11 protein-coding genes are annotated in these 14,021 nt (G+C 63.5%); 4 read left to right on the forward strand and 7 right to left on the reverse strand.

What is annotated here, in order from left to right; genetic code table 11:
- Positions 1 to 37: 37 nt before the first annotated feature.
- The 4 genes from KCX59_RS03800 to KCX59_RS03815 are packed head-to-tail and all read right to left on the reverse strand — an operon-like array spanning position 38 to position 4,108.
- Entirely contained in the window at positions 38 to 1,039 is a 1,002-nt protein-coding gene (locus KCX59_RS03800; RefSeq protein ID WP_179018802.1) for a sugar phosphate isomerase/epimerase family protein, read from the reverse strand.
- 1 nt (position 1,040) lies between these two features.
- Positions 1,041 to 2,204 (reverse strand): Gfo/Idh/MocA family protein, encoded by a 1,164-nt coding sequence (locus KCX59_RS03805; protein WP_179018800.1) that lies wholly within the window; start codon positions 2,202 to 2,204, stop codon positions 1,041 to 1,043.
- A gap of 18 nt (positions 2,205 to 2,222) precedes the next feature.
- Complete coding sequence (locus tag KCX59_RS03810) at positions 2,223 to 3,344, reverse strand: Gfo/Idh/MocA family protein (protein ID WP_179018798.1); 1,122 nt, start codon at positions 3,342 to 3,344, stop codon at positions 2,223 to 2,225.
- Positions 3,341 to 4,108 (reverse strand): sugar phosphate isomerase/epimerase family protein, encoded by a 768-nt coding sequence (locus KCX59_RS03815; RefSeq protein WP_179018796.1) that lies wholly within the window; start codon positions 4,106 to 4,108, stop codon positions 3,341 to 3,343. Before KCX59_RS03815 ends, KCX59_RS03810 begins: the two co-directional genes overlap by 4 nt.
- Positions 4,109 to 4,247: 139 nt before the next feature.
- On the opposite strand from KCX59_RS03815, the gene KCX59_RS03820 reads away from it, so the two are divergent.
- Both KCX59_RS03820 and KCX59_RS03825 read left to right on the forward strand, forming a co-directional pair.
- On the forward strand, positions 4,248 to 5,465 hold the full coding sequence (locus tag KCX59_RS03820; RefSeq protein ID WP_179018794.1) for an ROK family transcriptional regulator: 1,218 nt from the start codon (positions 4,248 to 4,250) through the stop codon (positions 5,463 to 5,465).
- Between the two features lie 82 nt (positions 5,466 to 5,547).
- Positions 5,548 to 6,741 (forward strand): MFS transporter, encoded by a 1,194-nt coding sequence (locus KCX59_RS03825; RefSeq protein WP_179018792.1) that lies wholly within the window; start codon positions 5,548 to 5,550, stop codon positions 6,739 to 6,741.
- Positions 6,742 to 7,003: 262 nt separating this feature from the next.
- On the opposite strand, the gene aceB is transcribed toward KCX59_RS03825, so the two are convergent.
- Positions 7,004 to 8,656 (reverse strand): malate synthase A, encoded by a 1,653-nt coding sequence (gene aceB / locus KCX59_RS03830; RefSeq protein ID WP_179018790.1) that lies wholly within the window; start codon positions 8,654 to 8,656, stop codon positions 7,004 to 7,006.
- 91 nt (positions 8,657 to 8,747) lie between these two features.
- Entirely contained in the window at positions 8,748 to 10,064 is a 1,317-nt protein-coding gene (gene aceA, locus KCX59_RS03835; RefSeq protein WP_178993320.1) for an isocitrate lyase, read from the reverse strand.
- Positions 10,065 to 10,209: 145 nt separating this feature from the next.
- Between aceA and KCX59_RS03840 the strand changes: the two genes are divergently transcribed.
- Together KCX59_RS03840 and KCX59_RS03845 are read left to right on the forward strand one after the other, a co-directional pair.
- Complete coding sequence (locus KCX59_RS03840) at positions 10,210 to 11,724, forward strand: XRE family transcriptional regulator (RefSeq protein WP_091465280.1); 1,515 nt, start codon at positions 10,210 to 10,212, stop codon at positions 11,722 to 11,724.
- 172 nt (positions 11,725 to 11,896) lie between these two features.
- Entirely contained in the window at positions 11,897 to 13,219 is a 1,323-nt protein-coding gene (locus KCX59_RS03845; RefSeq protein ID WP_179018788.1) for a serpin family protein, read from the forward strand.
- Here KCX59_RS03845 and KCX59_RS03850 read toward each other — a convergent pair.
- Positions 13,216 to 13,830, reverse strand: coding sequence for a TetR/AcrR family transcriptional regulator (locus tag KCX59_RS03850; protein WP_179018786.1), 615 nt, complete (start codon positions 13,828 to 13,830; stop codon positions 13,216 to 13,218). The two genes, KCX59_RS03845 and KCX59_RS03850, sit on opposite strands and share 4 nt — an antisense overlap.
- Positions 13,831 to 14,021 lie beyond the last annotated feature (191 nt).

A 14,021-nucleotide genomic window follows, 5' to 3' on the forward strand; every position in this document is an offset into this window, starting at 1 on the left:
TCATTGTTCAGGTCGGGCGGATCACGCCGGTCCTTTCCTAGTCCTTGCTGCTGAACGCGGCGTCGAAGGAGGTTTGCGACGCCGGGAAGTCGAATTTCTTCAAGGCGGCGAGGGCTTCGGGGGCGCCGTGGAGGCGGTCCATGCCGGCGTCTTCCCATTCCACGGAGATGGGTCCGTTGTAGCCGATGGCGGTGAGGGCTCGGAAGGAAGATTCCCAGGGCACGTCGCCGCGTCCGGCGGAGACGAAATCCCAGCCGCGGCGCGGGTCGCCCCAGGGCAGGTGGGAGCCCATGACGGTGTTCCGGCCGGTGGGGCGGAGCTTGGTGTCCTTGCAGTCCACGTGGTAGATCCGGTCTTTGAAGTCCCAGATGAAGGACACGGGGTCGATGCCCTGCCACATGAAGTGCGACGGGTCCCAGTTCAGGCCGAACGCTGGCCGGTGGCCGATCGCTTCGAGGGTCCGGACGGTGGTCCAGTAGTCGTAGGCGATCTCGGAGGGGTGGACTTCGTGGGCGAAGCGGACACCGTTTTCGTCGAAGACGTCCAGGATGGGGTTCCAGCGGTCGGCGAAGTCCTGGTAGCCGGCCTCGATGACCTTCTCCGGGACGGGCGGGAACATCGCGACGTACTGCCAGATGGAGGAGCCGGTGAACCCCACCACGGTGTCCACACCCAACGCCTTGGCCAGCCTGGCGGTGTGCTTCATTTCCTCGGCGGCGCGTTGGCGGACGCCTTCGGGGTCGCCGTCGCCCCAGACTCTGGACCCAACGATCGCCTCATGGCGGAAGTCGATGGGGTCATCACAGACGGCCTGGCCTTTGAGGTGGTTGGAGATGGCCCAGACCTTCAGGTTGTACTTCTCCAGCACGGCGAGTTTGGAGTCGACGTAGCCGGGTTCGTCCCAGCGCCAGGCGTCCAGGTGGTCTCCGGAGACGGCGATTTCCAGGCCGTCATAGCCCCAGCCCGAGGCGAGCTTGGCGACTTCCTCGAAGGGGAGGTCGGCCCATTGGCCGGTGAACAAAGTGTACGGGCGGGGCATGTCAGGCTCCTTCAGTAACGGATGCGTTGAGCTGGATGAGTGAACCCTTGGCTGCCGCGGATTCTTCCACGGCCGCCAGGATGTGCTGGACGTTCAGGCCCTCTTCGAACGACGGCGACGGTGCCTCACCGGCCGCGATTGCGGTCAGGAAGTCCCGGATCTGGTGGGTGAAAGTGTGCTCCCAGCCAATGATGTGACCCTGCGGCCACCACGCTCCGAGGTACGGGTGCTCGGGTTCGTTGACCAGGATCCTCCGGAATCCCTGTTCACGAACTGGCACTGTGGTGTCCATGAATTTGAGTTCGTTGAGGTTCTCCAGGTCGAACGTCAGCGAACCGAGCGAACCGTAGATCTCGAGCCTGAGGGAATTCTTCTGGCCCGTAGCCACGCGGGAGGCTTCCACCGAGGCGATTGCTCCGGATACGAGCGACAGGTTAACCCAGGCGGCGTCGTCGACCGTGACATCCTCCAGTCCTTCTGCGCCGGGGCGCTGATCGACGAAGGTCTGAAGTCGGCCGGAGACCTCGGTGACGGCATCGTCCAGGAGGTACAGGATCTGGTCGATGGCGTGCGAGGCGATGTCGCCCAGTGCGCCCGAGCCGGCCGTCTCCTTGCGGAGGCGCCAGGTCATGGGGGACTCGGCGTCGGTCAACCAGTCCTGCAAGTACGCGGCGCGGATGTGCCGGACGGTGCCGAGGCGGCCTTCAGCGATGAGTTCGCGTGCCAGTGCCAATGCGGGGACCCTGCGGTAGTTGAAGCCGATCATCGACTGCACGCCACGGGTCCGGGCTGAAGCGGCAGCGGCGACCATGGACTCAGCCTCGCCGAGAGTGTTGGCGAGCGGCTTCTCCACCAGGACGTGCTTGCCCGCTTCCAGGGCGGCAGTCGCGATTTCGGCGTGCATCCAGCCCGGTGCGCAGATGTCCACGATGTGAATGTCGTCCCGTTCAATGACGGAACGCCAGTCAGTGGCGGACTCGGCCCAGCCGTACTTGGCAGCAGCTTCGGCCACCTGGGTGGCGTCCCGGCCCACGAGCACTTTCTGCTCGAAGGCCGGAACGTCGAAAAAGCTGGCTACGTTCCGCCACGCGTTTGAGTGTGCCTTGCCCATGAAGGCGTAGCCGATGACCGCAACGCCCAGCGGGGAGGGGGTAGGGATAGTCATGATATTCGTCGCCCGTTCTTAAAGGGTTGCTGTTTCGGGTGCCCAGTCTTCGGGGAGGGCAGCGGAGACGGGGGCGTTGCTGGTGACGTCCACGAAGGTGCCGGACTCGACGGATTCGGTGATGGAGACCATGGTGTCCAGGACGTGGTAGGCGAGTTCACCGGTGGCCCGGTGCGGGGCGCCGGTTCGGATGGCGCGGGCCATGTCCAAGGCTCCCATACCACGGCCGTTCGCCGGACCCGTGGCGGAGATGATTTCGGGTTCGTCGGCACCGGGCCGCCAAAGCTTCAGATCGCCGTCGAAGTAGTTCGGGTCCGGGAGGGACAGGGTGGCTTCGGAGCCGGTGATTTCCACGAATCCCATGCGTTGGCGGGGGGATTCGAAGGAGAAGACGCTGTGGGAGGACTGGCCGCCTTCGAACTGTGCCATCGCGGAGACGTGGGTGGGAACCTCGACGGCGAATTCCTCGCCCGCTTTGGGTCCGGAGCCGATGATGCGGGTGGCTTTGGCGGAGGAGCCGACGGCGGCCACCTTGCGGACCGAGCCGAATGTTTGGATCAGGGCGGTGAGGTAGTAAGGGCCCATGTCGAACAGCGGACCGGCTCCGTGCTGGAACAGGAAGGCGGGGTTCGGGTGCCAGGATTCGGGGCCGGGGGTTTGGAAGGTGGTCATTCCGGTCAGCGGGGTGCCGATGTCGCCCCGTTCGATGATCCGGCGGGCGGTCTGCAGGCCCGCTCCGAGGAAAGTGTCCGGGGCCGTGCCAAGGCGGATACCGGCGGCATCGGCTGCCTTGAGCAGGCCGAGCCCGGATTCGCGGTCCAGGGAGAAAGGCTTCTCGGTCCAGACATGCTTCCCGGCGTTGACTGCCGCGGTGGCGACTTCGACGTGCGCTGCCGGGATGGTGAGGTTGATGATGAGTTCGACGTCGGGATGGTTCAGTGCCAGCTCGGGCGTGCCGAATTCGGCGATCCCGTATTCCTTGGCCCGTGCTTCCGCGGTTTCGACGAAGAGGTCCGCGATGACCAGGACTTTCAGGTCGGGAAAGACCGTGAGGTTGTCCAGGTATTGCTTGCTGATATTGCCGGCACCGATGACGGCGACGCCCACGGGGCCTTTGCGGGTGGAAGGGGTGAAGCTCATGCCTGCACTCCTTCTGCGCTTGCTGCGTTGGCGCTGGCTGCGGCGGTCAGGTAGGCCAGGCTCTGGGTGATGCCTTCGAAGATGTCACCGGAGTAGTCGTCGAATTCAACCACGCCAACTTCCAGGGACTTGGCTGCGGCGATGACTTCCAGGACCGGGATGGTGCCTTGGCCGGCGGGCTGCTGGGCCTTGGTGTCAGTGTTGCCTGGTCCGTCCTTGATGTGGATGAGTTTCACACGGTCACCGAGGCGGGCCAGAAGTTCCACGGGGTCCTGGCCGCCGACGGCAACCCAGTACGTGTCGACTTCCAGGACCAGTTCCGGGTCCAGCAAACCCTCGAGGTATTCCAGGGCGGTCTTGCCTTCGATGGTGGACTCCAGCTCCCAGGCATGGTTGTGGTACCCCACACGGATGCCGTATTCGGCGCCCTTCTTAGCGGCTGCGTTGAGCTCGGCGGCCGTGGCCTGGATGTCCTCGGCGGTCTGCCAGTGCTCCGTGGGAAGGAAGGGGTCGATCACCGTGGTGATGCCCAATTCCTTGGCTGCGGCGAAGATCTCATCCTGGTCCTGGGACAACAACGGGGCATGCCCGGACGGAGCGGTCAGGCCGTTCTCCTTCAACGCCGCACCCAGTTCCTTGGCCGTGGCCACGAAGTTGTACGGCTCCACCTGCGTAAAGCCGATCTCGGCGACCTTCCTTATGGTGCCCGGCAGGTCCTCCTGGAGAGCGTCCCGCAAGGTATACAGCTGGATCGAATAAGACATTGGATTCCTTTTCCGGGAGGGGCGTTCTGGACTCTTTTCAGCCTAGAGGGACTTTTGCCGAGCGTCTAGCAAAAGTCATGGTTTTTCAGATTAACTTTCGCTGGATGACATGCATAAGCAATCATGCTTCACTAAATGGATGACAACAGCTGCCGGAACTGACGCCGGATACACCTCCGCGCCAGAGGTCGGCAATCTTTCACGCGCCGGGAACCTCTTCCAACTCCTCCGCGACGGCAAAGCCCGCACTCGTGCTGAGCTCGCCGAAACCACCGGGTTGGCCCGGTCAACGGTGGCCTCACGCATTGACGCGCTCATCAACTCGGGCCTCGTCGGGCCCGCCGGTGAAGCGACCTCCACCGGCGGCAGGCCGCCGTCGCGTTTTGCTTTCAATCCGGCAGCGCGGGTGGTCCTTGCCGTCGACGTCGGAGCTACCCACGTGATTGTTGCCGTCACCGACCTCGGCGGCAACGTCTTGGCGGAGCGACGATTGGGGCAGGAAGTCGCCGATGGCCCGGACGTCGTCCTGGGCCGCGTAGTGACTGCAGGCAGGGAGCTTTTGGCCGAATCCGGACGGGAGCCGGGCGACCTGGCCGGCATGGGTATCGGGCTACCCGGCCCCGTTGAACACGATTCGGGTCGCCCGGTGAAGCCGCCCATTATGCCTGGCTGGGACGGATTCGACGTCGTCACGTACGTTCAGCGCTACCTGCCGGTTCCCGTTCTGGTTGATAACGACGTCAACATCATGGCCCTCGGCGAACGCACGGCGTATTGGCCGGACCACGAGAACTTCCTGTTCGTCAAAGTAGCCACGGGCATCGGCGCCGGCATCATCAGCAGCGGCCAATTGCAGCGCGGCGCCAATGGCACCGCCGGCGATCTCGGCCACGTCCGTGTACCGCGCGGCGACGACGTCCTCTGCCGTTGCGGCAATCACGGGTGCCTCGAGGCGCTTGCTTCAGGTCCCGCCGTCGCGCGCCAGCTACAGTCACAGGGGCTGGAAGCTACCAATGGCGCGGACGTCCTGCGGCTTGTTGGTGAAGGCAACCTGCAGGCAATTCAGGCACTTCGGCAGGCCGGGCGTGACGTCGGCGATGTGCTGGCCACCGTGGTCAACCTGCTCAACCCGTCCATAATTATCATCGGCGGCAGCGTGGGGGAGGCCGGCGAGCATCTGGTGGCCGGAATCCGCGAAGTGGTCTACCGGCGCTCCCTGCCCCTGGCCACCACGCACCTGCGCATCGGCATTTCCATGGCCGGGCAGCGCGCCGCGATACTGGGCGCCAGCCACATGGTCACCCAGCACGTCCTGTCTCCATCAGTGATTGAGGCCACCCTCCAAGCTGCGGGATGAGCGTTTCCGGATGCCCGTTGCCGGGTAGCGCCGTGATAGCAATGAAAGTGATGTCTAATTTCCTTGCTTCTTCGTGCGTCCAATGAGCCAATTCCTCGCCAAAGTTCCCCGTGGCTGGCTGATCCTCGCGTGCATCGGGCTGATCGCCCTCAACATGCGGGGCCCTTTCGTGGCCGTGGCGCCCGTGGTGGATTCCCTTCAGCAGGACCTCGGTTTTTCACCGGTTGAGCTTGGACTGCTGACCGGCATCCCCGTGCTCTGTTTCTCCCTCGCTTCGCCCTTGGCCTCATTGGCGGGCCGCCGTCTTGGGGCAGAAGTCGCCGTGATGCTCACGCTTCTTGGTGTGCTGGCCGGCGTAGTGGTCCGTTCCAGCGGCGGTGGCGTTTCGGTGATGGCGGGCACCGTCATCATTGGTGTGGCCATCACTATCGGCAACATCGCAGTGCCGCTCATCATCCGGCGCGACTTCGCGCCCCGGCGCCAGGCAACGGCCATGGGCGTCTACACGGCTGCGCTGAACGTCGGCTCCTTCCTCACTTCCGTGGCTACGGCGCCCCTTGCAGAGCTGGTGGGGTGGAGGCTTGCCTTGGCTGCGAGTGCGTTGTTGGCCTTGGCGGCCATCGTGTTCTGGGTGCCCACTGTTGGTGCTCGGAAGGCTTTTGTTCCGTTGGCGGTTCCTGCTCCTCCTGCTTCCTTGTCCGGTCGTGTTGCGGGTGTTCGGTGGCTGACGGTCGGCCTCACACTTGGCTTCGCGGGCCAGGCGTTCTCCTACTACGGAGTTACCGCCTGGCTGCCGAGCTTCCTGTCCGACGAACTCGCCATGGGCACCGCCGACGCCGGTGCAGGCTCGTCGCTCTTCCAGATCTTCGCCATTGTGGGCGGCCTGGGCGTACCGCTTCTGGCCCGTTTCGCCAGTACGACGGCGGTAGCGGTCACCTTGAGCGCGCTGTGGCTTACCGTTCCCGTGGGTCTGTTGCTGGCGCCTTCGTGGTGGTGGATGTGGTCCTCGCTGGGAGGTGTTGCACAGGGTGGAGGCATCACGGTGATCTTCATTGCCATCATCAAGTTCGCACAATCGCAGGCAGCTGCCGGAAAGATGTCCGCCGTGGTGCAAGGCGTTGGCTACTGCTTCGCTGCGTTGGCTCCCACCATCGTTGGCTACGTCCACAGTGTGACCGACGGCTGGACGGCGCCTTTGTTTGTGATCCTCGGCTCGGTGCTCACGTTCTGCGTGTGCACCACGTTGTCGGTGCGCTGGGTGGCCCGGCAGCGCTAGCTGGGCTTGAGCCGGCCCAACCCTGAGCGTGGTCAACCCTGCCCCCGATCCAACCCTGCCCCCGATCCAACCCTGCCCGATTCGGGGGTTCCGTGCTGAACGTGCCGTGCGCACGGCATGCTGCGCAGCTACGCAGCGAAGCGGAGTGACGCGCACAGGTAAGCCCCGTTGCTGGGCTGCCTCCCCGACGGTCGGGGTCACTTGTTGCGAAGAGTGCAGGCAGCCCAGCGTCGGGGCTTGATTGTGTCGCTACCCAGTAGATCTAGGCCGCGACGAGTTCCTCTTCCGTGGCCTCTTCACGGGCCTCGGTGAGGAAACGGGCGTACGCAGGGATGGTCAGGAAGGTGGGGAATTCCTCGGCCAGGGTGACTTCTTCGAAGATGGCGCGGGCGTCAGCGAAGCGGTCTCCATCGAAGCGTTCCAGTCGGGCGTATTCCTCGTCCAGCATGTCTTCCACCCATTCGCGGGTGATGATGTCGCCGTGGTCGGTGATGGCGTGGGAGTGGATCCACTGCCAGAGCTGGGACCGGGAGATCTCGGCTGTGGCGGCGTCTTCCATGAGGTTGTGAATGGCCACAGCTCCGTTGCCGCGCAGCCAGGACTCGATGTAGCGGATGCCCACCTCGATGTTCAGGCGAACGCCGCCCTCGGTGATGGTGCCCTCGGTGCTGGCAATATCGATCAGTGCCCGGTCATCGGGGGTTACGTCCTCGCGGGAGCGGTCCAACTGGTTGGGGCGGTCTCCGAGAACTGAGTCAAAGACTTCCCGGCAAACAGGCACCAGGTCCGGGTGGGCCACCCAGGAGCCGTCGAAACCATCGTTGGCTTCGCGGGTCTTGTCCGCCCGGACCTTCTCGAACGAGGCCTGGTTTGCTGCTTCGTCCTTGCGGTTGGGAACAGCGGCAGCCATGCCACCGATCGCCATGGCACCGCGACGGTGGCAAGCCCGGACCAACTGCTCCGTGTAAGCACGCATGAACGGCTGGGTCATGGTCACCTGGCCACGGTCAGGGAGCACGAAACGCGGTCCACGGGTACGGAAGTTCTTGATCAGCGAGAAGATGTAGTCCCAACGCCCGGCGTTCAAACCCGAGGCGTGGTCGCGCAGTTCGTACAGGATCTCCTCCATCTCGAACGCGGCCGTGATGGTTTCAATCAGCACCGTGGCGCGGATGGTGCCCTGCGGGATGCCGAGCAGATCCTGGGCCAGGACGAAGATGTCGTTCCACAGGCGGGCTTCGAGGTGGTTCTCGATCTTCGGCAGGTAGAAGTATGGTCCCTTGCCCTGGGCGAGCAGGCGGCGCGCGTTGTGGAAGAAGAACAAACCAAAGTCCACGATGCCGCCGGCGATCGGCTTGCCGTCGATCAGCATGTGCTTCTCCGGCAGGTGCCAGCCACGGGGACGAACCACGATGGTGGGCAGGTCCTCGGCAGCTTTGAGCTTGTATTCCTTGCCCTCGGGGGAGGTGAAATCGATGCGCCGCTCCAAAGCATCGGTCAGGTTCAGCTGGCCTTGGATGACGTTGCGCCACGTCGGTGTGGAGGAGTCTTCCATATCAGCGAGCCAGACCTTCGCACCCGAGTTCAGGGCGTTGATGGTCATCTTCTTATCCACCGGGCCCGTGATCTCCACACGGCGATCCTCCAAACCAGGTGCCGGGGGAGCCACTCGCCACGACGGGTCGTTCCGGATGCCCTCAGTTTCCGGGCGGAACCGCGGGTCCTGGCCGGCGGCGATCTGCCCACGGCGTGCATGCCGTGCCTGCATCAGCTCCTGACGACGATCAGCAGTAGCCTTGTGCAACTTGCCGATGAACTCCAAGGCGTCCGGAGTCAAAACCTCGTTCTGCCGGCAGATGGGCTGTGCAGTGATGGTGATGCCATTAATAGTGAAGTTGTCAGTGAAGCTGTTCATGGGAGTGTCCTTTCAGGGACCCAACTGAGTCGCAGTAGATGCCGTTTTGGACGTCCATAACGGCATCTACTGCTATCTAGTTGGGAGAAATTTAGTGGAACTGGCCCTCTTCGGTCGATCCGACCAGTGCGAGGGTGGATGCGTTCGGGTTGAGCGCTGTGGCGATGTCGTCGAAGTAGCCGGTGCCGACTTCGCGCTGGTGCTTGGTGGCGGTGTAGCCGCGGGACTCGGAGGCGAATTCCTTTTCCTGAAGCTCGACGTACGCGCTCATGCCTTCACGGGCGTAGCCGTGGGCGAGGTCGAACATCGAGTAGTTCAGGGCGTGGAAGCCGGCCAGGGTGATGAACTGGAACGTGAAGCCCATGGCACCGAGTTCGCGCTGGAACTTGGCGATGGTGGTGTCGTCCAGGTGCTTGCGCCAGTTGAAGGACGGGGAGCAGTTGTAGGAGAGCATCTGGTCCGGGAACTCTGCCTTGACCGATTCGGCGAACTTGCGGGCCAGTTCCAGGTCCGGGGTGCCGGTCTCCATCCAGATGAGATCGGAGTACGGCGCGTAGGCCTTGGCGCGGGCGATGCAGGGTTCGATCCCGTTGCGGACCTTGTAGAAGCCCTCCGCAGTGCGCTCGCCGGTGATGAATTCCTGGTCGCGCTCGTCAACGTCGGAGGTGATCAGCGTTGCGGCTTCAGCGTCGGTGCGGGCGATGACCACGGTGGGGGTGCCGGCGACGTCGGCTGCCAGGCGGGCTGCGTTCAGGGTCCGGATGTGCTGCTGGGTGGGAATCAGGACCTTGCCGCCGAGGTGTCCGCACTTCTTTTCGGAAGCGAGCTGGTCTTCCCAGTGAACGCCCGACGCGCCGGCGGTGATCATGGACTTCATGAGTTCGTAGGCGTTGAGCGGGCCACCGAAGCCGGCTTCGGCGTCGGCGACGATCGGGACCAGCCAGTCCTCAACAGTCTTGACGCCCTCAGCATATTCGATCTGGTCAGCGCGGAGCAGGGCGTTGTTGATGCGACGGACAACCTGGGGTACCGAGTTTGCCGGGTACAAGGACTGGTCCGGGTAGGTCTGGCCGGAAAGGTTGGCGTCTGCGGCTACCTGCCAGCCGGAGAGGTAGATTGCGCGGAGGCCTGCCTTGACCTGCTGCACGGCCTGGTTGCCGGTCAGGGCGCCCAAAGCGTTGGTGTAGCCGCCGGTGGGTGCTTCCTCGGTGAGCTGCTTCCACAGCTTCTCCGAGCCGCGGCGGGCCAGGGTGTGCTCTTCGGAGACGCGACCGCGGAGGCGGACGACATCAGTAGCCGAGTAATCGCGGGTGACGCCTTCCCAACGCGGGTTGGCGGACCATTCAAGTTCCAGCGCTGCGGCCTGCTGCTCTGCGGTCTGCTCTGCTGGTTCAAATGAAGCGGTCATCTTTGATCTCCTAGGTGGTGCCCGGGCCGGCCTCCGCTGCGCCTTTGCTGCATCGGCCGGCTTGCCCGGGGTCTGTATTTCTTTTTCGTAAGACCTACTTTTCTGCACTTCCAAGAGGGTTACTAGAGGAAAACTATGGAAAGAAATGCACTTCTTCGCGTATTCTCAAGAAATGTCGCCTGTGAGCTGGAATCGCGAAGTCGCGTCGCCGTCGTTGTCCGCTGCGTCCCCTGAACTGGACGTCATCAGCCTTGGCCGCCGCGTGCGCCATCTGCGCAAGCAGGCCGGGCTGACCCTTGACGACTTGAGTGCCGCCGTCGGGACCGCACCGAGCCAGCTGAGCCTTATAGAAAACGGCAAACGCGAACCCAAGTTGGGGCTCCTTCAGCAGCTCGCTGCCTCACTGAACGTGACCATCGATCAGCTGCTCGGAGCCGAGCCGCCGAGCCGCCGGGCGGCCTTGGAAATTGAGCTGGAACGGTACCAGCGGGGACCCCTGTATGAATCCCTCAACCTGCCCAAAATCCGCATCAGCTCGCGGCTTCCGCTGGATGTGCTGGAGTCGCAGGTGGGGCTGCTTCAGGAGCTCGAACGCAAACTTAACGAGCAAGTGGCGACGCCGGAAGAAGCCCGCCGCGCGAACGGCGAGTTGCGTGCCATGATGCGCGAGCGCGGCAACTATTTCCCCGAGTACGAGGCCGAGGCGCAGAAGGTCCTCAAGGGGGTGGGTTACACCACCGGTCCGCTGAGTCAGCACGTCATCGCGGACATCGCAGAGAACCTCGGTTTCACCCTGCACCATGTGGGTGATCTTCCCCATTCCACGAGGTCCGTGACCGATTTGAAGAACCGCAGAATTTATCTGACGCAGAACCAACGCCAGGATCACGACCCCCGTTCAGTGCTCCTGCAGGCGCTTGGACACTATGTCCTTGGGCATGAAACTCCGCGGAACTATGGGGATTTCCTGGCGCAGCGAGTGGCCACCAACTACTTCGCGGCCGCTTTGCTGCTTCCGGAGCAGGCTACGGTGGAGTTCCTGCAAAAGGCCAAGGCCGCCAAGGAAATCGCCGTGGAAGACATCCGGGATGCCTTCGCGGTGTCCTACGAAACTGCCGCACACCGCTTCACCAACCTGGCCACCAAGCACCTGGGTATCACCACGCACTTCCAGAAAACACATCAGTCCGGCATCATCTACAAGGCATACGAGAACGACGGCGTGACCTTCCCGCAAGATCACACCGGAGCGATTGAAGGGCAGCCGTCGTGCAAAGCGTGGACGTCGCGTGCGGTGTTTGACGTGCCGGACAAGTTCAGCGCTTACAGCCAATACACGGACACGCCCTCGGGCACTTACTGGTGCACGGCCCGCACTGAACGGTCAGCTGCCGGTGAGTTCTCTTTGAGTATCGGTGTCCCGTACCAGCACGTGAAGTGGTTCCGAGGCCGGGAGACCACCGCCCGTGCAACGTCCAACTGCCCGGACCCGAACTGCTGCAAGCGTCCGCCGGCGTCATTGGCGAACGAGTGGGCCGGCAACGCCTGGCCGTCCGCCCGGGCGCATTCGCACCTGCTCGCCGCCATGCCTCCCGGCGCATTCCCCGGCGTGGACGAGACCGAGGTGTACTCGTTCCTGGCGGCGCACTCCGAACGGTGACGCTCGCTCACGTTCCTCGGGCTTGAGCGTGACGCTCGCTCACATCCCTCGGGCTTGAGCGTGACGCTCGCTCACGTTCTGGCAACATTTGGCGATCCCTCTCTCACTTCGGGTGAATTCCATCCTCAAACGGAGCACCATGTGAGAACAACGCCAAACAGGGGGATGCGCCATGAAGCGAACCGGCAGAGTCACAGCGCTGCTCGCGGCAGCAGCGCTGGTGAGCGGTTCCGCCACTATCACTGCCTGCGCGCCGCAACCAACCGACGTCGGGCTCCAAACCGCCGACGGCGTGACTCGAGTTTCAGTCCAGACGACGGACTACTCGGCGCAGCTTGCCGCGTTCAATGCGTCGGCGCGCAAGCTCGGCGCCACGCTACTCGCCGATGGCGGCGACTCGGATAACGGCAACGTAGTGTCGTCGCCCGCCAGCCTGCTGATTGCGTTGAGCATGCTTCGGGCCGGGGCATCCGGGGCCACTGCTGCGGAGATGGACTCAGCCCTGGGTTTTCCCGGAGAGGGGCGCGACGAAACGATGAACGCACTGCTCGCCTCCCTCGAAAAGTTCGACGGCGACCCCGGCTCAGTCGACGAAGAGAACCCGCCGCGTAAGCCGGTCATGCACGCCGCCAACGGGCTGTTCACTGACAAAGGCGTGCCCACCGGCGAGGCCTTTCTCGCCACCCTCGCCAAACATTTCGGCACAGGCGTCTACCCGGTGAACTTTCGGGACGAGGCCGTTACCAAACCAGCAATCGACCAGTGGGTCAGCAGGAACACCGGCGGCCGGATCAAGGAAGCACCTGCACAATACGATCCTGACAACACCTTCAGCCTGCTCAATGCCCTTTACTTCGCCGCCGCCTGGCAAACGCCCTTCGATGCGGACGACACGTCGGACGGCCCCTTCACCAAGGGCAACGGGGAAGTAATCAACGTGCCAATGATGCACTCTTCGCTCACCATGGCATACGCCGAAGGGCCCGGATGGCAGGCCGCGGATCTGCCTTACGCCGAGGGTTTTGTCATGCGGCTGGTACTGCCCGACGGCGATGCGCCGGGTTCGGGTGGTTCGTCAGGTGCGGCGGGACAGGCCGCCGCTTCTGCGGCAGTGCTGGCGGACGTGGCTAAAGGATTGGGTGCAGCCAAACAGGGCATGGTCCAGATCAGCCTCCCCAAGTGGGACCACAAGACCACGTTTGAGCTGCGGAAAGTCTTCAAAACGCTCGGACTCAACCAGATGCTGGCCACGGACAAAGATTTCGACGCGATCCAGCAGGGCATGAAACTGACGCAGGCGGCTCAGGCAGCCAACATCACCGTTGCCGAAAAGGGGACCATTGCCTCCGCGGTGACCCAGATGAATGCGGAGGCCTCCAGTGCCGTGGTTCCGGAGCGGGAGATCGTCCTCGACCACCCCTTCCACTACCAGATCGTTCACGTCGGGACCGGAATGCCCCTGTTCATGGGATGGGTGGCGGACCCGCGAAGCTAGCGGATCAAGCGGCCCACCAGCACTGCAGCGGCTTCGACAACCTCGTCGGCCTCGCGCTTTGTGTGACTGAAGGCCACTTCCTGCCCGGCGACGGTGATGATGTCCGTGATCACGGCAACGGTGAGCCTGCCAAGGGTGTCGTCGCTGGCGCCCAGGAGCACGGAATTTTGCCGCACCCACTCGCGCCCACGTTCCCGCCGGAGTACCTCGAAACCCGGGGGAGTGTCGCCCTCAATGAACACCCGCTCCAAGTGCCGGTGCTTCCAGGTGTAGTCGAAGTAGCTGCGGCTGCCCACGTTGAACAGCGCAAGGGGGTCGTTCTCACCGGCCTTGCGCGCCTTCGCCACGGACGCGGCGACCAAGCGCTCGTGTTCGTTTTGGTAGTCGTCCCACAGGGCGAGGAAGAGCTCAGTCTTCCCGCCAAAGTGGTGATAGAGGCTGCCCACGCTGGATCCTGCCCGCGCCACGATGTCCGAGATGCTCGCGTCGGTAAAGCCGTGCTCCACGAAAACGCTGGCAGCCGCGTCCAGGAGATTGCGCTGTGTTGCCGCAGTGCGGGTCCACTGCCAGGAGCCGGCAGTGGTGGCTGCATCGGATGTTTTGCGAACCACGCTCTCGGTCCTCTCGCAGGCAGAAGAAGACCGGAGTGTTGCCCGGCCATTTTTTGGAATCTTACTCTGGAGAGAATCCACATAGCCAACACCAAGCCTTGACTGGCCCACAGGGAACAGGAAATAATTCTGGAAGTCTGTTCTAGAAATGCATGTTGCGGCGTGTATCCGAATGCTGCGATTTTTGACGT

Origin of the sequence: Paenarthrobacter nitroguajacolicus, assembly GCF_051027655.1 — a bacterium.
GTDB classification, from domain to species: domain Bacteria; phylum Actinomycetota; class Actinomycetes; order Actinomycetales; family Micrococcaceae; genus Arthrobacter; species Arthrobacter nitroguajacolicus.